The 16,566-nt window shown below is 62.1% G+C and carries 31 protein-coding genes; 25 read left to right on the top strand and 6 right to left on the bottom strand.

Annotation, left to right across the window (positions count from 1 at the left end; all coding sequences use genetic code 11):
* Positions 1 to 85 precede the first annotated feature (85 nt).
* Positions 86 to 541 (bottom strand): phage regulatory CII family protein, encoded by a 456-nt coding sequence (locus tag GAK28_RS15990; RefSeq protein WP_291781282.1) that lies wholly within the window; start codon positions 539 to 541, stop codon positions 86 to 88.
* Between the two features lie 144 nt (positions 542 to 685).
* Here GAK28_RS15990 and GAK28_RS15985 point away from each other — a divergent pair, with 144 nt between their 5' ends.
* Positions 686 to 958, top strand: coding sequence for a hypothetical protein (locus GAK28_RS15985; RefSeq protein ID WP_291781279.1), 273 nt, complete (start codon positions 686 to 688; stop codon positions 956 to 958).
* 145 nt (positions 959 to 1,103) lie between these two features.
* Positions 1,104 to 1,748: a hypothetical protein gene (locus GAK28_RS15980; protein ID WP_291781277.1), complete on the top strand. Its 645-nt coding sequence runs from the start codon at positions 1,104 to 1,106 to the stop codon at positions 1,746 to 1,748.
* Between the two features lie 128 nt (positions 1,749 to 1,876).
* Here GAK28_RS15980 and GAK28_RS15975 read toward each other — a convergent pair whose 3' ends face one another.
* Positions 1,877 to 2,065, bottom strand: coding sequence for a hypothetical protein (locus tag GAK28_RS15975; protein WP_291781275.1), 189 nt, complete (start codon positions 2,063 to 2,065; stop codon positions 1,877 to 1,879).
* A gap of 86 nt (positions 2,066 to 2,151) precedes the next feature.
* Between GAK28_RS15975 and GAK28_RS15970 the strand changes: the two genes are divergently transcribed.
* Complete coding sequence (locus GAK28_RS15970; RefSeq protein ID WP_291781272.1) at positions 2,152 to 2,823, top strand: helix-turn-helix domain-containing protein; 672 nt, start codon at positions 2,152 to 2,154, stop codon at positions 2,821 to 2,823.
* Between the two features lie 33 nt (positions 2,824 to 2,856).
* A complete protein-coding gene (locus GAK28_RS15965) occupies positions 2,857 to 4,413 on the top strand; it encodes an MASE1 domain-containing protein (RefSeq protein WP_291781270.1) in 1,557 nt (518 codons plus the stop codon).
* A gap of 9 nt (positions 4,414 to 4,422) precedes the next feature.
* Here GAK28_RS15965 and GAK28_RS15960 read toward each other — a convergent pair whose 3' ends face one another.
* A complete protein-coding gene (locus GAK28_RS15960; RefSeq protein WP_291781267.1) occupies positions 4,423 to 4,890 on the bottom strand; it encodes a hypothetical protein in 468 nt (155 codons plus the stop codon).
* Between the two features lie 208 nt (positions 4,891 to 5,098).
* On the opposite strand from GAK28_RS15960, the gene GAK28_RS15955 reads away from it, so the two are divergent.
* The 18 genes from GAK28_RS15955 (at position 5,099) to GAK28_RS15870 (ending at position 13,467) form a co-directional block, all read left to right on the top strand.
* The gene (locus GAK28_RS15955; RefSeq protein ID WP_291781265.1) at positions 5,099 to 5,377 is read left to right on the top strand and encodes a hypothetical protein; all 279 of its coding nucleotides are present in this window, start codon (positions 5,099 to 5,101) and stop codon (positions 5,375 to 5,377) included.
* Positions 5,374 to 5,652 (top strand): hypothetical protein, encoded by a 279-nt coding sequence (locus GAK28_RS15950; protein WP_291781263.1) that lies wholly within the window; start codon positions 5,374 to 5,376, stop codon positions 5,650 to 5,652. The genes GAK28_RS15955 and GAK28_RS15950 overlap by 4 nt, the downstream gene beginning before the upstream one ends.
* A complete protein-coding gene (locus GAK28_RS15945; RefSeq protein ID WP_291781261.1) occupies positions 5,649 to 5,948 on the top strand; it encodes a hypothetical protein in 300 nt (99 codons plus the stop codon). Before GAK28_RS15950 ends, GAK28_RS15945 begins: the two co-directional genes overlap by 4 nt.
* Positions 5,945 to 6,187: a hypothetical protein gene (locus GAK28_RS15940; protein ID WP_291781258.1), complete on the top strand. Its 243-nt coding sequence runs from the start codon at positions 5,945 to 5,947 to the stop codon at positions 6,185 to 6,187. Before GAK28_RS15945 ends, GAK28_RS15940 begins: the two co-directional genes overlap by 4 nt.
* Positions 6,184 to 6,369: a hypothetical protein gene (locus GAK28_RS15935; RefSeq protein ID WP_291781255.1), complete on the top strand. Its 186-nt coding sequence runs from the start codon at positions 6,184 to 6,186 to the stop codon at positions 6,367 to 6,369. The genes GAK28_RS15940 and GAK28_RS15935 overlap by 4 nt, the downstream gene beginning before the upstream one ends.
* 89 nt (positions 6,370 to 6,458) lie before the next feature.
* Entirely contained in the window at positions 6,459 to 7,142 is a 684-nt protein-coding gene (locus tag GAK28_RS15930; protein WP_291781252.1) for a hypothetical protein, read from the top strand.
* On the top strand, positions 7,142 to 7,669 hold the full coding sequence (gene ssb / locus GAK28_RS15925; RefSeq protein ID WP_291781250.1) for a single-stranded DNA-binding protein: 528 nt from the start codon (positions 7,142 to 7,144) through the stop codon (positions 7,667 to 7,669). The genes GAK28_RS15930 and ssb overlap by 1 nt, the downstream gene beginning before the upstream one ends.
* Positions 7,670 to 7,704: 35 nt before the next feature.
* Positions 7,705 to 7,956, top strand: coding sequence for a hypothetical protein (locus GAK28_RS15920; RefSeq protein WP_291781247.1), 252 nt, complete (start codon positions 7,705 to 7,707; stop codon positions 7,954 to 7,956).
* A gap of 8 nt (positions 7,957 to 7,964) precedes the next feature.
* Positions 7,965 to 8,873 (top strand): recombination-associated protein RdgC, encoded by a 909-nt coding sequence (locus tag GAK28_RS15915; RefSeq protein ID WP_291781245.1) that lies wholly within the window; start codon positions 7,965 to 7,967, stop codon positions 8,871 to 8,873.
* 44 nt (positions 8,874 to 8,917) lie between these two features.
* Positions 8,918 to 9,274, top strand: a complete 357-nt coding sequence (locus GAK28_RS15910) for a hypothetical protein (protein WP_291781243.1) — start codon at positions 8,918 to 8,920, stop codon at positions 9,272 to 9,274.
* The gene (locus GAK28_RS15905; protein WP_291781242.1) at positions 9,271 to 9,804 is read left to right on the top strand and encodes a FaeA/PapI family transcriptional regulator; all 534 of its coding nucleotides are present in this window, start codon (positions 9,271 to 9,273) and stop codon (positions 9,802 to 9,804) included. Before GAK28_RS15910 ends, GAK28_RS15905 begins: the two co-directional genes overlap by 4 nt.
* A 2-nt stretch (positions 9,805 to 9,806) precedes the next feature.
* Complete coding sequence (locus GAK28_RS15900) at positions 9,807 to 10,163, top strand: DUF6378 domain-containing protein (RefSeq protein ID WP_291781240.1); 357 nt, start codon at positions 9,807 to 9,809, stop codon at positions 10,161 to 10,163.
* Entirely contained in the window at positions 10,160 to 10,384 is a 225-nt protein-coding gene (locus GAK28_RS15895) for a hypothetical protein (protein ID WP_291781239.1), read from the top strand. The genes GAK28_RS15900 and GAK28_RS15895 overlap by 4 nt, the downstream gene beginning before the upstream one ends.
* On the top strand, positions 10,381 to 11,955 hold the full coding sequence (locus GAK28_RS15890; RefSeq protein WP_291781237.1) for a hypothetical protein: 1,575 nt from the start codon (positions 10,381 to 10,383) through the stop codon (positions 11,953 to 11,955). The genes GAK28_RS15895 and GAK28_RS15890 overlap by 4 nt, the downstream gene beginning before the upstream one ends.
* A 31-nt stretch (positions 11,956 to 11,986) precedes the next feature.
* A complete protein-coding gene (locus tag GAK28_RS15885; RefSeq protein WP_291781235.1) occupies positions 11,987 to 12,304 on the top strand; it encodes a DUF2528 family protein in 318 nt (105 codons plus the stop codon).
* On the top strand, positions 12,301 to 12,597 hold the full coding sequence (locus tag GAK28_RS15880; protein WP_291781233.1) for a hypothetical protein: 297 nt from the start codon (positions 12,301 to 12,303) through the stop codon (positions 12,595 to 12,597). Before GAK28_RS15885 ends, GAK28_RS15880 begins: the two co-directional genes overlap by 4 nt.
* A gap of 182 nt (positions 12,598 to 12,779) precedes the next feature.
* Entirely contained in the window at positions 12,780 to 12,983 is a 204-nt protein-coding gene (locus GAK28_RS15875) for a hypothetical protein (RefSeq protein ID WP_291781230.1), read from the top strand.
* A 166-nt stretch (positions 12,984 to 13,149) separates the two neighbouring features.
* A complete protein-coding gene (locus GAK28_RS15870) occupies positions 13,150 to 13,467 on the top strand; it encodes a hypothetical protein (protein ID WP_291781227.1) in 318 nt (105 codons plus the stop codon).
* An 8-nt stretch (positions 13,468 to 13,475) separates the two neighbouring features.
* Here the strand turns inward: GAK28_RS15870 and GAK28_RS15865 are convergent, their stop codons facing one another.
* A complete protein-coding gene (locus tag GAK28_RS15865; RefSeq protein ID WP_291781224.1) occupies positions 13,476 to 13,724 on the bottom strand; it encodes a hypothetical protein in 249 nt (82 codons plus the stop codon).
* A gap of 71 nt (positions 13,725 to 13,795) precedes the next feature.
* Here GAK28_RS15865 and GAK28_RS15860 point away from each other — a divergent pair, with 71 nt between their 5' ends.
* Entirely contained in the window at positions 13,796 to 14,032 is a 237-nt protein-coding gene (locus GAK28_RS15860) for a DUF4224 domain-containing protein (RefSeq protein WP_291781221.1), read from the top strand.
* Positions 14,033 to 14,081: 49 nt separating this feature from the next.
* The gene (locus GAK28_RS15855; RefSeq protein ID WP_291781218.1) at positions 14,082 to 15,017 is read left to right on the top strand and encodes a tyrosine-type recombinase/integrase; all 936 of its coding nucleotides are present in this window, start codon (positions 14,082 to 14,084) and stop codon (positions 15,015 to 15,017) included.
* Here the strand turns inward: GAK28_RS15855 and GAK28_RS15850 are convergent.
* Positions 15,014 to 15,301: a hypothetical protein gene (locus GAK28_RS15850; RefSeq protein ID WP_291781215.1), complete on the bottom strand. Its 288-nt coding sequence runs from the start codon at positions 15,299 to 15,301 to the stop codon at positions 15,014 to 15,016. The genes GAK28_RS15855 and GAK28_RS15850 overlap by 4 nt on opposite strands.
* Before the next feature lie 520 nt (positions 15,302 to 15,821).
* Here GAK28_RS15850 and GAK28_RS15845 point away from each other — a divergent pair.
* Positions 15,822 to 16,136: a hypothetical protein gene (locus GAK28_RS15845; RefSeq protein WP_291781212.1), complete on the top strand. Its 315-nt coding sequence runs from the start codon at positions 15,822 to 15,824 to the stop codon at positions 16,134 to 16,136.
* Positions 16,137 to 16,304: 168 nt separating this feature from the next.
* Here the strand turns inward: GAK28_RS15845 and GAK28_RS15840 are convergent.
* Positions 16,305 to 16,566: IS3 family transposase (locus GAK28_RS15840; RefSeq protein ID WP_291774508.1), on the bottom strand; the 262-nt coding region annotated here is incomplete at its 5' end.

The following is a 16,566-nucleotide window of genomic DNA, read 5'->3' as shown; positions in this document are numbered from 1 at the left end:
GGGGTTGGCACGTGGTCGCAGGCGGCGCAGCAGTCGCGCAGGTGCGCGATAAGGCGTTCAGCGCGAGACGTGCCGGGCTCCATGGCTATCCCAGCCTCACCTGGTTCTGGATCGCGGCCACGAGGTCCACCACGATCTTCTGGACCTGCATACCGGCATTGGAGGTGTCCTTCGCCTCGTTCGGCGTGATCACCCCGTCCTCGCGTGCTTCGGCAATCGTGCCCGCCAGGCCGCCAGTGGCCTGCATGAGCGCCAGCACCAGCGCATCGACCCTGCACTGGGCCTGTTCGCGCTCGCGCTCCAGTTCGTCGCATCGCTGCAGGACGTACCCATGCGCGTGCGCCATGGCGTGCAGGATGCGGTGGTCGCCGGTGACGTCCATCAGCCGGTCGATCTCCTGCAGGGTGAAGTGGTTGCGGTCCTGCGCAGGATTCGCCTTGGCGCGCAGCAGGGCGCCGGTCATCTCCAGTCGGGGCGCCAGCGACTCCGCGCCGCCGGGGTAAGCCTTTACGGTTGCCTGCGCTGCATCCAGAACATTCATTGCGGCGAATCTCAAATGGTGAGCCGCGCGGGCTCGGGAACTACAGTGGCGCCATGGACATCACGGCGTACGGATTAGGCGGGCTTCCCTTCGTGGCACACTGCGGTCACCACAACAGCAGTCGTCATTACGAGGGGGTAGCCCATGGAACCGATGGAAGATCAGCAGGTGGATCAAAGGGCGCTGAAGGTTCAATCGCAGCGGATTGCAATGGAGATCTGTGTGCGTGGACTCATTGCCTCGCATCCGGATCTGGAAGAGTTACGCCAGGCGATCGAGGATGCCCGGGCGGACATGTTGGACGTTATGGAAGGGGTATATCGCGACACGGGTGGCCCGGCAGCCGTCGTCCAGCTATCCGTTGCCGTAGACGTTCAGCTGCACCGGCTGACACACGGCCTAGCAGGAGTTCGGTAGCTTCAGCGCGTGCAAGGTCACGCTCAACCTTGTGCAGTGCGCGGCGCATGCGCCCAATCTGGGCAAGGTTGAGCGCGAACAGCGCCAGCGCGACAAGGGAAAGGATCAGGGACCAGTTCATGGGTGCCTCGCGGAGCGTGGGAAAGTGAGCGCCAGCCAGCAGGTCAGCGCGAATCCGATCAGGGACAGGGCGTCGGCGAACATGTCAGACCGCTCCTGCGGTATAGGCGAGGCCCGTCGCGGGGTATGCTGGTTGCGCCAGCACACCAACAAACCACGCGCGGAGCCTCAGAAAATGGAAATGTTCAGCCGCGAAAGACAGCGCGAAATTCTTCAGGAACTGCGCGAGGCCTACCCGGAGGAATTGGATTTCAAGGCCGTCATTGCCGAGGACGAGTCGGGCGATACGATCCGAAACCTTCACTACCTTCACGAGCGCGGACTCATCGAGGCCAGGCTTGTTCCCTACGTCGACAACCCGGAGAGCTATGCGCTGGCTGCGGCCAAGCTGACCGCAGACGGAATTGACTTCCTCGCTGAAGATGGAGGGCTGCGCGCGATCCTCGGTGTAGTGACCATCAAGATTCACGAGGACTCCCTGAAGGACTTGATTGCCCTTCGGATCCAGGAAGCGCCGCTAGCGCCTGCTGATAAGAAGAAATGGTCTGATGCGCTTCGAGCGCTTCCCGCCGACGCCACAAAACACCTGGCGATGAAACTCGTGGACCTTGGGCTGGCTCATGGGCATGACGGACTGCGACTACTTGAAAAATGGCTCGGTCTGACGTGAGTCGTTCAAAGACCAGGAACCCCACCTTCTCGCCGAGGTACATCTCGAAACGGTCGGCCTCACCTTCGATCTCGCAGAACGCGCCGCGTGGAGCGATCACCATGTGCTTGATGGATAGGTCTGCCATGTCAGGCCACCTTCCCTTCCGGCTCGGGCTGATTCGCCAGCCTGATCAAAGCTTCGCCCAGCGAGTACCGTGGAGCAGTACCCTGCTTGATACGGTTGATGGTGGGCTGGGATGTGCCGACGGCGGCGGCAATTCGGGCCTCGGTCCACTTCTGGCTCAGGAGCAGGTGAATGGCATCGGATGGGCTCATGGGTCACGAGCCTATACGTGTTCGCATAGGACGTCAATGCGTTTGCGTGTTGGCGTATACGGTGCAATGCATCGGATGATGCAAATATGAATAGGCTGGCCTCCAACCTGCGGACCTTGATTGCCCAGCAGGGCATCAGCGAAAACGAGCTGTCCGAGCGGACGGGCGTGCCGCAGCCCACGATAAATCGCATCCTCCGCGGGGAAAGCCGCGATCCCCGCGACAGCACTGTTGCTCCATTGGCCCGCTACTTCGGGACCACGGTCGAGAATATGAAGCGTGGCGAGGGCGCGCCAGGCGACACGATGTCGGTCGAGACCGATGATCTCAGTGATAGCGCTGCAGCGATTTGGGGATCAGTCCTGCTCCCGCATTTGCACGGCTTTGACCGAGAGGCTGGGCCGGCCTCCATGGCGTTCCCTGAAACCCTCATCCGGGAACTGGCACCGCTTCGGCTCGCGGGCCGCTTGGGTTGGGTGGTGAACCCCACCGACTCAATGGGGGACACATTGCCGAAGGGTGCTGTGGCCTTCGTGGACCGCTCATATCAAGAGATACGCGGAAACGGCATATACGTCATACGCCTATTCGGAGAGCCTAGTATTATGAGGGTTCAGATTAGGGGCGAGAGCGCCTTACGCGTGATGGGTAATAATCGGTTCGAGGAATCGATTGACCTGCACGGGGATCAGATAGGATCGCTTTCGGTCGGGGGACTGGTAGTCGGCTTTGCGGATCGGATCAAGCTCATCGAGTGATGGCTGATCGGCCCTGGCTGCAAGGGAGGTGCAATGCTACAAGGGGTCAAGGGGCTATTTTCGGCAGTCGTGTATGCCATCGCCCTGTATTTCCTGAGAGACCTGTCCTCAGCCCACTGGTACCTACCAGCCGGACTTAGGTTCGCGGCCCTTTTGGTGATGCCGACGAGATATTGGCCGTGGCTGTATGCAGGAGAGTGCGCCTCCCTCCTCGCGATTCGGGCATCGCTCATCGAACTGCGCGGCATAGCATGGGTGACTGTCTCTACAGTTACAGCGTTTCCTCCCATTGCAGCGATCGTGCATGCCGTCCGACGGCGAAGCGCTGTGCCCTCGATTACCGGCGGCCGCGATGTGCTAGCGCTGCTGCTGGCCGCCGGGTTGGTGTCGCTGGTAAGCACTACACTCAATATCTTGATCACCTATTCCCTGATGCTGGGTAAGCCAACCAATCCGGTGCCCTACGTGTTCGGAATCTGGCTACTTGGCCAGTACTTGGGCATTTTGATGTTCAGCTCGACGGCGCTCTTGTGGGCCAATCGATCCGCAAAGTTCCGCCATCCGCCCCCGTTGTGGCGCGAAGGCTTCGTGTCCGCACTTTTCCTCATAGCGCTACTGGCGATTTATCGCTCAGTACCCTCTTATCTGGAGGAGGACACTGTCCACGGAATCCGCGTGGCGCTAGCAATCGCAGCGTTCGCGCTTACCTATCGGCATGGGTGGCGAGGAGCAGCCATCGGCGCGCTTGCCCTGACCCTTGGCGTTGGCTTGACGTCTGGTCCTGACTACGATCAATCGACCTTGCACGCCCAGCAGGTTGTGGCCTTCATCGCAAGTTCTCTTCTGGCTGCCGGCGCGGTGATGACGCACAACTACGAGATCGCAATGGAAGAGACTGCTTCCCGTGCGAAAGCTGAGGCGGCAGGACGCATGGCATGGCACGATAGCGAGGAGCAGAACCTGGAGCACATGTGGCGCGCGGAAGAGGCCTACAGCCAAATCATGCGGCAGACCGAGGGCATCATCGGAAGCATGCGGCAGGCTAAGCGTGCAGAGGATCTCATGCGGCTCACCGGTGACCTGCTGGCGAGCACCAGATCGGCAACCGTCAGCGTGATGCATGAAATCTATCCAACGATTGTCTTCAGTGCTGACGGACTTTTCGGTGCGCTCCGTGCCCGCAAAATTTCTCCGAACATTCGTTACCGTGCAGCACTGTTCGGTGACACCCATGCCATATCGAAGGCAACATCAATAAATGCATACCGGGTCGCAGGATCGGCAATCGATTTCGTTGCCGGCCTTGGGCCTCGGTCGGTTACGCTGACAGTTCGAATTCACAGCACGCAAGAAAAGCGGCGTATCTACCTCCGTGCGGTTGGCGATGTGACCACAGTTCGCTCGAATGCAGGGACCGCCGCCATCGCTCGCCTTAGGCGCCGCGTCACCGCGCTCGGCGGCATCATGAACAACGACACTGGTTGCATTGCGGTATTGCTCCCGGACAATGGGCTCACGGATAACCGGGACGCGCGGCTCGTGCAAGATGGGCGGACGGAGCCCTCTCCGCCGCCCATTGATTACGTCTAGATTAAATCCTCATCGGGCAGCGGGACGGACAAACCACCCGTCGGCAGCATTCACAATCTCGATGCTGCTGTCGCGATAAACAATCGTTCCGCCAGTGGGCGATCCCATAGTGACGCGATCTGCGTCGACGCCGAGTGGCAGTGACAGCAACGATCCCAAAGATGATCCGACCACTATGCGCACAACGCCGACTGCATCATTAATCTGTACGAATCGAACGTTGCCACGACTGTAGACGTAAACTTGCCAGTTCGCGGAGAGGCTGTAATTCGGGCGAGATGGCGCGGAAGCGCCAAGGTCATTGCCTGAGAGAGCCATCAGCGTCTGACCGTCCTTGATCGGGTCTCCGGTTGACGCCGCGGCCGAATGAACCGTCTGCCCATCCTTGATGGGGTCCTCACCGGGTGCTTCGTAGGCGGACGCCGCGCCTACAAAACCCGTCGCGACCATGGCGACGGCAAGCGAAAGCTGCTTCATATCGATCCCTCTGTGGTGTGGTTGGGCGCCAAGGCCTTCACGGCGCCTCCACCAGTCTACGTAAAGAGCGGTCGTTTCCCAGTGCCACCGAGCCAACTCCGTCAGGTGCTATGCAATTTCGAATTAATTATGCATTTGGGTATTGCATAGCTATACGTGTTCGCATAGAGTGATCTCCAAGCCGGGCCTACCGGCAAGGGAGAGGACCATGCGCAACGCACTGCACAGTTCCAGCACGACCAGGCGCCAGCCCGGGCTCGCCGAACGGGCCGAGTCGCTGGTCAAGACGGTCAATAAGCTCATCGCGGATATAGAGGCAGACGTGGCTGCGCCGCAGGGCGCCCTGTTCCATGCCCGCGGCGCCCTCGACGAGCTGGCCCTCGCCCACAACGCCCTGCTCGCCGCCATCCCGGACCAGGCGCTCAACCACTACCAGGCCATGGCCGCTCAGGCCGGTGCCGTGCAGGCTGCTGGGGGTGTGGCATGAGCATCGATCGCACCAAGGAAAGAGAGCAGTCCTACTGCCATGTCCGCGGCGGGCGCCATGTCTTCGCCGGGCCGCGCTCGAAGCAGGAGTTCGACGACATTCCGCTACCTGAAATCGTCCACGACTGGAAGGCCTGCGAGACCACCACGCTCATAAAGGCCGACGGCCAGCAGTGGGAACGCCGGCTGCACAGCAAGTGCATCGAAGGGGGCGCCGACGGCGTCAACGTGGTGCTTCAGTGGTCGGACGAACGTCCCATTGGGAGCGAAGCATGAGCGCCGAGACGAAGGTGGATGTGCTGGGCCGTTTCGATGCCACGATCCAGCGTCTGAAAGATGCGGCTGCGGACAGCGAATGCAAAGGCGGGGCCCTGCTGAAGGACATCTATCTCGAACTGGCGCAGACGGAGACGGATTCCAGGAATGCCGTCGCCGAGCTGATCGATGCGGCGACCGATGCGCGAGACACCCTTCACTCGTGCATCGATGCGCTATCCAGCGAAGAGCAGGATGACCACGACGCCCTTGATCGCCTGACTGCTGCCCTCGCCCGCGTCGGGGGTGCGCCGTGAGCGCCCTTACTCTGCGCCAGCGCGCCGCCCTGCACTACTCGGCGGTCAAGCGTGCCGGTGAGCTGGAGATACGCGCAAAGCATCGTGTGCACGGCCCGGAGCCCGTCGCTGGTCCCGTGCCAGTCGCGTCCTCGACACCTACGCTGCAGCGCTTTCTGGACAGCGGCGCCGGTTGCGTCCTCCTGCTGTTCGTTGGCCTGGCGTTTCTCGCCTGGACCGCGTCGGGTGGTTTCGTATGAACGCCTTCATCGCCATCGGCGACCGCATCGAGCAACGCATTCGGCAGGCCATCGCGTGGTGGTGCACCGCTCCGTGTGACGAGCGAAAGGCCCTCGTGTTCCTTCTTATCCCGTTGGTGGCCGTCGCGGTCATCGCCATCGCCTTCCCAGCGCCCGCCCCCCGGTCTCTCCCCGGGCGCTGAGGAAGCGAAACCCCGCGGCCGGCGGAGCTGTATCCGGCCACCTATTCAAACATCCCGATGGAGCCGGTCTTGCCGGCGGAGGAATTTGCATGTCGCTCGACACAGGAACCACGGTGCTTTCGTTTCGCGGCGACGCCGCGCTGAAGGCGATTCACGTTGCCCAGGCTGAGCGGCATGCCGCCGCTGACATGCTCGTCGCCGGAACGTTCGGCGATGCTGATGCCAGTCAGTTCCGGGGCTGCTCGGTGGGGTGCTTTGCACACGAAATCGAGCCCACCACGGATGCTAATTGGCACGAGGTGGTGGCATCGGCGCGCGGGCTGCCGGTCTGGCTCATTCGTCTGCAGGACTCGATGTTCGAGGGCCTACCCCTCGCCGATCGCGCCAGCTTCCACGTCGATCTCGCGAAACGGATTCCGGTCGGAGCCGACCTTGAGCCTGTCCGGCATTGGATAGCGATCGCGCGCATCGATCGACAGATCAGTACGCTCGGTGCGCTCCTTGAAGCAAAGCATGGCCACGGTGTGCATGAGGCCATCGAGGGCGTAATCGCCGCGCTGGGTGTAGGAAGGCGTGCGCATGAGTCCGCTGCCGGTGGGAATGCATGCGACCTGCGGTCGGCGGCGGAGTCGGCGGCGCGGGCGGCGGAGTCGGCGGCGTGGTCGGCGGCGCGGGCGGCGGCGCGGGCGGCGGCGCGGGCGGCGGCGTGGTGCAGCGAGCGCGATGCTCTGTTTGCCGCGCTTGAGCGCGCCGGCAGCCAGGCGTCGAACTGATGGCCCGCGGCGTCAACAAAGTGATCCTGCTGGGCAACCTCGGTGCTGACCCCGAAGTCCGTTACACCGGCAGCGGAACGGCTATCGCGACGATCAGCATCGCCACCTCCGAGAAGTGGGTCGACAAGCAGTCGGGGGAGCCGCAGGAGCGCACCGAGTGGCACCGGGTGAAGTTCTTCGGAAAGCTCGCAGAGGTCGTCGGCGAGTACCTGGTGAAAGGTAAACAGGTGTACGTCGAGGGCTCGCTGCGCAACGACAAGTACACCGACAAGGACGGCATCGAGCGCTTCACCACCGACATCATCGCTAATGAAATGCAGATGCTCGGTGTCCAGGGCGGTCCGCGCGCCGGCGACAACTATGCCGATTCTCGGTTCGGTGGTGGCGACGGCGGTCGGCGCAACGCCCCCAGCGGCAAGGGCCGCGCTCAGCGCGATTTCAACGAGCAGCGGACCCACGACACCCCGCCGCAGTCGAGCGACGCCCCCGTCAACGACGGCTTCGGCGAAGACGACATCCCCTTTTAGCGACGAGCGCCGGGGTCGCCCGGCAAGGATTTCCCATGGGCCGCGTTACGGTCGAAGTGCAGATAAATCCCGGCGACATCCTCGATCAGCTGAGTGAGGGAGGGCTTGCCTCACTTGGCCTGACCGCCCTCGACGACATCGATGTCGACCCCGAGCCGGGGGATTGGCCGCTCGTCCACGAAGCCATTCGACGCGCCGACTTCCACAAGGCCGCCGAACTAATCACCAGCATCGCCGCCGAGTGCGGCGTCGATCTCCCTCCCTTTGCCATGGCGCGTGTCGCCTGAGGATCGCCATGTTCTTCCGCAACATCACCCTGTTCCGCTTTTCTGCCGCAGTCTCCCGCGATTTGTCACGGCTCGACGACGCGTTGCCCGATCACAGGCTGCGCCCGGTCGGGCCGATGGAGCTGTCCACGCGCGGTTTCGTCTCGCCGCTGGGCCGCAACGATGACGCGCTGACGCACAGCGTGGGCCTCTGCACGATGGTCACCGTCGGCAGCGAGGATAAGCTCCTGTCCTCGTCCGTCGTGAACGACGAGCTGGCCGCTCGCATCCAGAAGATCGTCGACGACGAAGGTCGCAGGGTCTCCGGTCGCGAACGCAAGCGCATCAAGGACGACGTCCTGGACGAGCTTCTGCCCCGGGCGTTCGTCATGGCCTCACGCGTCCGTGCATACGCCGACAAGGCCAACGGATGGATGGTGGTGGACACTTCCAGCCGAAAGGCGGCCGAGGACGTCCTTAGCCAGGTTCGCGAGGGCCTGGGCAGCTTCCCGGCCATGCCGCTCGCGCCGGAGGAATCGCCGCGCATCCTCATGACGAACTGGCTTGCATCCGGTGATCTACCCGCCGGCCTCGCCCTGGGCGACGAGATCGAGTTGCGCGACCCGGCCACCGCCTCCGGCGCGATCGCCCGCTGCCGCCGGCAGGATCTCGACACCGACGAGGTGCGCGAGCACCTGCGCACCGGCAAGCAGGTGTTCCGGCTCGGCCTGGTGTTCGACGACCGAATCTCGTTTGTGCTGGACGAGTCGCTGGTCCTGCGCAGGGTGCGATTCACCGACGTCGTGCTCGACGAACAGGACGACAGTCACGAGTCCGCCGCGGCCGAGGCCGACGCGAACTTCGCGCTGCTGTCGCTGGAGTACCAGCGGCTCCTGGCCAAGCTGGCCGAGTGGTTTCGCCTGCCGAGGCCGGAATGATGGCCGGGACGATCTACGCCAACACTCGGGACCATGATCGTGACTTGGCGATCTACGTGGCGCGCGCAGGCCAAACTTACGCAGAGGTCGCCAAACAGTTCAACCTTTCGCCGAGCACCATTGGCGCCGTGTGCCGGAGGCTGAAGGCTGAGCGCACGTACCAGATCTACCTCGAGGGCGAGGCTGGAGAGCGCCAGCCCGTAGCGGTCGTGGTCACGCATAAGGGCTTCACGGCCGCGTGTGTCGCTGCGTTCCGCGAGTACGGCGAGTACTTCCGCAATCTGGGCTGCCCGGGTTGGCGGCTCACTGACGGGACCAGCTACAACACCCTGGAGACGGTCCGGAAGATCGCCGCGCGCACGGCTGATCGGGCTGTCGAGACGAAGGGGGCGCTCCTGTGATCGTCGAGCCCGAATTCGAGCGCGCTCTCGCCCGCGCCAGCATCCGCGCCATCGACAAGGCGCAGCGCCACGATCCACTGCGTGCAGGTGACACTTCCGCTGTGATGTACGGCCCGCTAATCGACGAGATTGCGGACGAGGCCGACATGTCCGTCCCACAGACGCGCCGCCGTCTCCAGGCGCTCCAGCAGGCCGGCAAGGTCATCCGCGACGATCGCCGGGGCGGCAGCACGGCCTGGTGGCCGGTGGGTCTGGCCGAGACGCAGCGTCAACCCGTGACGCCGCCTCCAGCCGCGTCTGTGTCGGCGCCTGCGTTGACGCCGCGTCAAACCCTAACGCCACGGCGCCAGCACTGGTCCGATGTCCTGGGCGTGCCACGCAACTGCTCGACCAGCGAGGCCCGGCCCGCCATACGCGCCGCGCTCGAAGGCCTCGACCCCACCCATCCCGATTACCCCGCCCAGCGCCAGCTCGTGCACGACGCCGTCGATGCCTGCTGCCTTGAGCACCACATCCAGATCACGGAGTGACCATGGACCTGCCTATCCGCCCCCGACGTTGCAACAAGCACCTGCCGCGCATCCGCCTCGCCGCTCACACGTCAAGGTCTGACGCGCAGCTCCGCCAGAGCGCCCCCGACATCCTGCGCCAGGCCGCGCAGACCATCGACGACCGTGCCGCTGAGCGTGACCAGGAGCAGGAGCGCTCGATGGGGCGCGCAGTGGCCGCGTTCAATGCGTTGACTGGCCACCAGATGAGCGAGCGCGACGGATGGCTCTTCATGGCGACTCTGAAGATCGCCCGCGCCACGAATACGCCCACTGGCAATCCCGACGACTACATCGACCTCGCCGCCTATGGCGCCCTCGCAGGGGAGTCCGTTGCATGACCACCGACAAGACCAGCCAACCTTACCTGTTCGAGCTGCTTGCAAGGAAGTCGGTCGTGGTGTGGGCCGATAGCGCCGAAGAGGCAGCCGAAACCATCAATGAACACCTCATGGATTCGGGCGACTGGGTAGGCGTCCAAGCGGAAGGTGGGCAATCACCCATAAGCGAAGCAGATGCGGCCAACGAAATCAGGCACGGAGCAATTGAGGACAAGCCATGACCGACAAGACCAGCACCGCGCCCGTCAAGTGGCGTTTTGATCCTGCCGTGATTGACTACGATCAGTATCGGGAACGCCTGCGTTCCATGAAGGCCGTCAGAAGTGACGGTGGCGTAGACGACAACATACTCGCCGACATGATGATTCTTCTTAACGACATCGAGCGCGGAAAGCATCTTCCCACCCCCGATGTAGTGGGCGGGGATGTGGTGGCATTCCGTTGGCTCTTTGACGGTGGACATAACTCGCAGTGGATGGACGGTAAGCCCGATCAAGACCTGATTGAACTGGCGCGGCGCCAAGGTCGAGGAACCGAATACGCCTATGCCGCCCCGCGCGTACAGGGCGATGTTGATGTTCGCCGCGTTGCAGAAGCACTGGCGGAAAACGGCTGGGCGTCTGGTGGAGACTTCGATGACGAATTCTTGCCTGATGTTCGCGCGGCAATCTCAGTAGCCCTCGCCGCCCAGCCGAAGGGCGATGCCCATCCTGATGACGTAGCGGTTGATGCCTTTGCCGTGGCCTTGAAGGCGAAATTGGCCGAGGCCCGCGCAAAGGGTCGTGGGGGCTGGAACGGCGACGAACCCGGCATGCAGCAACGCCTCTCCGACATGCTCCGGGCTCACGTCGAAAAGGGTGATCCGCGCGACGTCGCCAACTTCGCCATGTTCCTGCATCAACGCGGTGAGGCAATCCTCCCTGCCGAGCAGGCGACGGGCGATGACTTGGTGCGCTACTGCCCGGAGTGCTCGTCCACTGGTGATGTGCCGCCCGGTGACCGTGACTGCTGCCCCTATGGATCAGCCGCGCGATTGATTCCCCGCCATATTGCGCATGCCGCACATCGCGACTTCCATCAATCGCTTCAGGCCCACCCTGCCGAGCAGACGAGGGGCGAGCCGGAGTGGCCCTTACACGGTCGCGTCTACGAGCGTCGCGGCGAATGGGTGATGGAGCTTGAAGGCGTAATCGACGACGTGGCGATGATCGTACGGCATACGGAACCTATGACGACCGCCCGCGCCGACGTACCAAGCCTTCCGCATCTCTACCCGGAAATTCCGGATAGCACGGCCGAGCAGGCGGTGGCCGATGGGGTGACATTCGATGATCTAGAGGAACTAGCCAAGGCCATCGAGCGCGGTGGAGAAGCCGTCCGTCACCTCGGGCGGATGGGAAAGCTAGCGGCTGGGGTCCGGGCAGACGTAGCCGCCTCCATTCGGGCGCTTGTGGAGATTCCTCGGGCCACCCCGCGACAGGCTGTGCCGGATGGGCTGAACGACCCGGACAATCCGTGGCGGCGTGCGGTTGAGCACGCTGGATACTTCGTGGACGCCGTATCGTCCTATTTGAAGTCATCTGCGGATGCCTCGATCGAGGGCGAACAGGTCGACGGGCTCAAAGACCCGTCTGATGAGCAGCTGGACCGCCTACACAGTGCTCAGACCACGGCAGACGAATATCGCAACGTCATGCGCGCTCTTGGCTACGAGTTCACCAAGCGCCGCGACCGAGCGCTGGCAACTCTCGCCGCCCCGTCAGCCGGGCGGATGGGGGTGGATCGTGGGTAAGCGCACATTCCGGTTCGACGCAGGGATGGACATGAGCATCACCATCGAGGTCGATCTCGATGTGCTTACCGTCGCGATGGCAACCGAGATCAATGACTTTTGGGCCGAGGCCGACGAGGTGTTGGACGCTTCCGATGGCGATGTCATCGTCGCCGCAACCCGCCGAGCAGCGAGCCGCATACTCTACACGCTCATCGACGGCTACACCGGGGAATGGGCAGTGACCAAGTTGTGCGAATCCGAAGGCTGGCCGGCCAAGGAACAGCTTGGCATGCGGGTCGTGGACTTCGACCTACCGGACATGGGATCGGTCGAGCTGGAATTCACCGAGATCGGGAGCGCAGCATGACGACCAACTACATCGCCGCCGCTCTTACGCCGTTTCAGTCGGATGCGCTCGTCTTCATCGCTCGCGGTGGGGCGCCGCGCACCTCCGGTGTCGGCTTCCACCTTCTCGAACAGGGTCGAGGGGATCATAGGAAGCGATATAGCGCGCAGGGAGCCGCGCTGCTAGCTGGTAAGGCGTTAAATGCTTTGTCGAAGCTGGACCTCGTGTACTGCGACCACACTGGTGACTATGACTATGGCTGGAAATGCACGGATAAAGGCGTCGCCGCCGCGAGGGAGGTGCCAAATGGCTAGGAAGCGACTTCTAGAGCTAGCACGCGAGGCAAGGGACACTGGACAGTTTATGGAACTTGCTAAGGCATACAACACCGAGTGCATGGAGTTGATCGAGACGGTATTAGCAAAGCACGTAGCCGGCATGTTCGCCGTTCTATGCGAGCGTGAGAATGAACGGGCCCAACAGGAGGTGCCGGGACATGGCTGATTACTACGTCCACATCGTTACCGAGCATCAAGACGACGCGCTGGCAGAGCTACATATGCGGGCCATCCCTGCTGTTGGCGACGGCCTCCGTCTTGGCGATATGAGCCTATGGCGCGTCACTTATCGCGTCTGGCAGCTCAACGAGGCTCGTGAGGATGGAGCGCAGCGAGTCAACATAGGAGTACAGTGGCCATGACCCTCACCCCCGAGATGGCGAAGGGTCTTCGCCAGATACTCCTTGATCAGAGGAATCAGAGAGTCGCTCACCCGTTTTTCTATCGGAGAGTCTGCCCGGCATGCCGTGGTTACGAACTTGAGCGGACGTGGTGCAACGTATGCAAAACGAGGGGATGGATATGGGCATGACCACCGAGATGGTGGAGATCGAGCGGGGGGCGTTTGAGGCTGCGCTGCGCACCGCAGATAACTACGATGCCAAGTATATGAAGCGCGATAGCGCTCATCCCGACTACTACGCCAACCGAATTATTCAGGCGTCCTGGGAAGGCTGGTGCGCGAAAACCCGCGCCAAGTCCCAGCGCGCGGTAGCTGTAGCGGAGCTGGAGACGCTACGCACTGAGATACGCGCACAGGCCGGCCTCAAGGACAACTACCAGGACTGGGACGAGACCGAGCGAATGTTGAACGCCCTCATCGACAGGGCGGGGGGTGCTTCATGAATTCAGCGTCACTCGCCTTCTTCAGGGTCCGCCAGCACCTCGCCGCGCTCCAGTCTTGCGACCGCGTCATTGGATTCCAAGAATGCAGCGGCGTGCGCTTCGTGAGAGTTACGAAAAAACTCAGCCGTGGCTCCTTTGGCAAGGGCCTTGCTCTCGCTGGTCACCGGATGCAGATACACCGCCCAATTGCCTTGCAGGCTGGCTTCGTTATTAACGATGCGGCCAGACGATCCAATCAACTGCATGTACTTGCTCATCCCGATCCCTCCATCCATTTAAGTGCGCCGATGGTGACCGGGGCGCGCTGTGTTCGCAAGCGAGGTGGCCTATGGCCCTCTTCCTGACCCGAGACGAGCTGGTCGAGATCAGCGACCGCAAGCAGCGGGCCAAGGTGGCCGCGTGGCTTACCGCGAATGGCTACCGGTTCGAAATCGCCGCCGACGGATGGCCGCGCGTCCTCCGGGCCGCTGTGGAGGCCAAGTTGATGCCGACCTCCGGCAAGCGCACCATTCAACGAAAGGAACCGGACTTCTCAGCCTATGGCACGTCCACGAAAGCAGCGTAGCGGGCTTCCCTCCTACTGCTACCGCGACCGGCGAAACGGCGCGTACTACATGATGGTTCCCGCGCCGGGCGGCAAGCTGACCCGGCGTACCTACGGCGCAGATCTCCACCGCATGCTGGACGAATGGGCCCGGACCTGGGGTGCCACCGTCATCCAGGGCGACACCGTAGCGGTCGCCCTCGATGCCTACCTTGGGCAGATCGCCCAGCGCAGGCACCGCGGCGAGATCCAGGAGTCAACCGAGAAGGATTATCGGAAGCACGTGGACAAGCTGCGGCAGGTCTTCGGCGCCGTTCGCCTCGTGGACGTGGATGTACCCATGCTGGTCCGCTGGAGGGACGTGCGCGCGGCCCAGTCCCCCACCCAGTTCAATCTGGAGCGGACCAACCTCCTGGAGGCGTTCAAGGTAGCCGTCGAAAGGGGCATGGTCCCCAGCAACCCCGTCGCCCAGTTGGGACGGGCCGTTACGCGGCCGCGCGACCGCTACGCGTCCGATGAGGACGTAAACATCCTGCTCCAGTACGCATCGCGCCCAGTCCAGGCCGCCATCATGCTGGCGGTGTCAACCGGCTTGCGTCAGGGGGACATCCTGACCCTGAAGCTAGCTGATTTCGACGATACAGGCCTCACCATCAAGCCCAACAAGACGAAGGGCAAGACTCGGAAAGCATTGCACTTCCCCTGGTCCCCGGGGATGCGACTCGCCTGCGAGCTTGCGGCGACGAAGGTGGCAGGCATCGGAGGTCACTGGCTACGGCGCCGCGACGGCCAGCCCTACACCTCGGATGGATTCCGGACACTCTGGCATAAGGCAATGACGAAGGCCCTCGCCGCCCATTCACACCTGGCCCGCTTCACCTTTCACGATCTCCGGGCCAAGGCTGGTACAGATGGCGAGGACTGGCAGCTCCTCGGCCATCTGGACCAGAAGACCCACTCTCGGGTCTATGATCGAAAACCGAAGGTCGTCAAGCCTGCTCGTTAATGAGCGGACCCAATGTTTCGCGTCATCCAATCATTTGTGCCTTTGAAGCTACGGCTCAACCAAGATCCGCCCTTCGCCAGTTCCGCGACAAACAGCCGATCCTTATCATGCACGTGCTTTTCCAGCGCCTCGAACAGCGAAGTTGCCGAATTGCTGTACTGAACAAGCCAAACGGACTTCTGTGTGTTAAGTCCACCGAGCTTCTCGATAGCCTTTGTGAGATCCGAATAGGAACTCCACGAGGCTTCCTGCGTCAGGTCGTAGGTGACCAAGTATGCAGCCATGTTTTCCCCTTGAGATTGCTAAAAACCCTCACCCCATCGCCGATTATACAGGCAAAACACTGACAACTCCTTGGCATGGTTTTTATCATGCATCATGCAATTATCCTTATATATCCCGGCACTTATACGCACTAGCAACGGGGATTGAAAATCCCCGTGTCGGCGGTTCGATTCCGTCCTCAGCCACCATTATTTAAGGCCTCGCAGCGATGTGGGGCTTTTTTTTGCCTTTGATCTCGGCCTACTCCATGTAGGAGCGCGCTTGCGCGCGATGGGTGTTCGCGGCAATCCATCTTCGCCGGCAAGCGCGACCTAGCCATCTGCCGTCATCAAGCGACACGCACATCTCCATCGGATCTGGTGAACTCCATGGGCTGCCTCTCAACCAGGCCAGCGGGTTCGAATACGCATGTAGGAAATTCCCTACACAGGGCCGCGAGAATTGCCTACATACCCCGCCAAATCTCATCAGGCATGCTCCCTCCGGCCACGACCGTGGTCGGACCATAAAGGGGACTATATGAAGCTCGCAGCACTTGTCTTTGGTGGAATGACCGCTCTCTCCTCATTTACGGCGGCAGCGAACGACGACTTCAATCGGACGATCGACCGATTCGGCATCCAGTTCAACAACCCATTCGTCGTCTTCAAAGAAGGCCTGTCAGCTTCGTGCGGTGCCGTGAATCTCGGCTCCCTGGACACGCCGCAGGCGCGGGCCATGTACGCAGCCCTTCTGACGGCCAAATCGACGGACGGCAAGGTTTACCACATCGGATACGCTGTCAACAGCGATGGTACGTGCTCAGTGACCTCGCTTGAACTTCAGGGATCCTAGTTTTTATCTAGGCGGGAAAGGAAGACCATGAAAAAACACCATTTCCTTTCGCTCCTGGCCAGCGCCGCGCTGATCGCACCTGTCGCAGCTTACGCCGACAGCACGACTGCCACTTCGGTAGCAATCGCTGGTAAGCCTTGATCTTGCCCCTGATTTACGGACACCTATCTAAGCGACATTGGCCAGCTCGTACTGCTCTGGGCTGAGGTAGCCCAGGGTCGAGTGCAGCCGGATCCGATTGTAGTCAACCTCAATGTAGTCAAACACATGAGCCTTGGCCTGCTCCCGTGTGGCGAGGTGTTCACCATGGATGGCCTCGACCTTCAGACTGTGGTTCCAACTCTCCATTGCTGCGTTGTCGTAGCAGTTGCCTCTGGCACTCATGCTGGCGATCAAAGCGTATTGCTCCAACAGGGCGCGGTGCTCGCGC

The organism is Luteibacter sp. (genome assembly GCF_009912395.1).
Taxonomy (GTDB): Bacteria; Pseudomonadota; Gammaproteobacteria; order Xanthomonadales; family Rhodanobacteraceae; genus Luteibacter.
This window is presented reverse-complemented; position numbering and strand designations above follow the sequence as displayed.

Excerpts from the sequence above, each read along its gene's own strand:
- GAK28_RS15990 (WP_291781282.1), bottom strand. The coding sequence starts at position 541 with ATGAATGTTCTGGATGCAGCGCAGGCAACCGTAAAGGCTTACCCCGGC.
- GAK28_RS15985 (WP_291781279.1), top strand. The coding sequence starts at position 686 with ATGGAACCGATGGAAGATCAGCAGGTGGATCAAAGGGCGCTGAAGGTT.
- GAK28_RS15975 (WP_291781275.1), bottom strand. The coding sequence starts at position 2,065 with ATGAGCCCATCCGATGCCATTCACCTGCTCCTGAGCCAGAAGTGGACC.
- GAK28_RS15970 (WP_291781272.1), top strand. The coding sequence starts at position 2,152 with ATGAATAGGCTGGCCTCCAACCTGCGGACCTTGATTGCCCAGCAGGGC.
- GAK28_RS15965 (WP_291781270.1), top strand. The coding sequence starts at position 2,857 with ATGCTACAAGGGGTCAAGGGGCTATTTTCGGCAGTCGTGTATGCCATC.
- GAK28_RS15960 (WP_291781267.1), bottom strand. The coding sequence starts at position 4,890 with ATGAAGCAGCTTTCGCTTGCCGTCGCCATGGTCGCGACGGGTTTTGTA.
- GAK28_RS15955 (WP_291781265.1), top strand. The coding sequence starts at position 5,099 with ATGCGCAACGCACTGCACAGTTCCAGCACGACCAGGCGCCAGCCCGGG.
- GAK28_RS15950 (WP_291781263.1), top strand. The coding sequence starts at position 5,374 with ATGAGCATCGATCGCACCAAGGAAAGAGAGCAGTCCTACTGCCATGTC.
- GAK28_RS15945 (WP_291781261.1), top strand. The coding sequence starts at position 5,649 with ATGAGCGCCGAGACGAAGGTGGATGTGCTGGGCCGTTTCGATGCCACG.
- GAK28_RS15935 (WP_291781255.1), top strand. The coding sequence starts at position 6,184 with ATGAACGCCTTCATCGCCATCGGCGACCGCATCGAGCAACGCATTCGG.
- GAK28_RS15930 (WP_291781252.1), top strand. The coding sequence starts at position 6,459 with ATGTCGCTCGACACAGGAACCACGGTGCTTTCGTTTCGCGGCGACGCC.
- ssb (WP_291781250.1), top strand. The coding sequence starts at position 7,142 with ATGGCCCGCGGCGTCAACAAAGTGATCCTGCTGGGCAACCTCGGTGCT.
- GAK28_RS15920 (WP_291781247.1), top strand. The coding sequence starts at position 7,705 with ATGGGCCGCGTTACGGTCGAAGTGCAGATAAATCCCGGCGACATCCTC.
- GAK28_RS15915 (WP_291781245.1), top strand. The coding sequence starts at position 7,965 with ATGTTCTTCCGCAACATCACCCTGTTCCGCTTTTCTGCCGCAGTCTCC.
- GAK28_RS15900 (WP_291781240.1), top strand. The coding sequence starts at position 9,807 with ATGGACCTGCCTATCCGCCCCCGACGTTGCAACAAGCACCTGCCGCGC.
- GAK28_RS15895 (WP_291781239.1), top strand. The coding sequence starts at position 10,160 with ATGACCACCGACAAGACCAGCCAACCTTACCTGTTCGAGCTGCTTGCA.
- GAK28_RS15890 (WP_291781237.1), top strand. The coding sequence starts at position 10,381 with ATGACCGACAAGACCAGCACCGCGCCCGTCAAGTGGCGTTTTGATCCT.
- GAK28_RS15885 (WP_291781235.1), top strand. The coding sequence starts at position 11,987 with ATGAGCATCACCATCGAGGTCGATCTCGATGTGCTTACCGTCGCGATG.
- GAK28_RS15880 (WP_291781233.1), top strand. The coding sequence starts at position 12,301 with ATGACGACCAACTACATCGCCGCCGCTCTTACGCCGTTTCAGTCGGAT.
- GAK28_RS15875 (WP_291781230.1), top strand. The coding sequence starts at position 12,780 with ATGGCTGATTACTACGTCCACATCGTTACCGAGCATCAAGACGACGCG.
- GAK28_RS15870 (WP_291781227.1), top strand. The coding sequence starts at position 13,150 with ATGACCACCGAGATGGTGGAGATCGAGCGGGGGGCGTTTGAGGCTGCG.
- GAK28_RS15865 (WP_291781224.1), bottom strand. The coding sequence starts at position 13,724 with ATGAGCAAGTACATGCAGTTGATTGGATCGTCTGGCCGCATCGTTAAT.
- GAK28_RS15860 (WP_291781221.1), top strand. The coding sequence starts at position 13,796 with ATGGCCCTCTTCCTGACCCGAGACGAGCTGGTCGAGATCAGCGACCGC.
- GAK28_RS15855 (WP_291781218.1), top strand. The coding sequence starts at position 14,082 with ATGATGGTTCCCGCGCCGGGCGGCAAGCTGACCCGGCGTACCTACGGC.
- GAK28_RS15850 (WP_291781215.1), bottom strand. The coding sequence starts at position 15,301 with ATGGCTGCATACTTGGTCACCTACGACCTGACGCAGGAAGCCTCGTGG.
- GAK28_RS15845 (WP_291781212.1), top strand. The coding sequence starts at position 15,822 with ATGAAGCTCGCAGCACTTGTCTTTGGTGGAATGACCGCTCTCTCCTCA.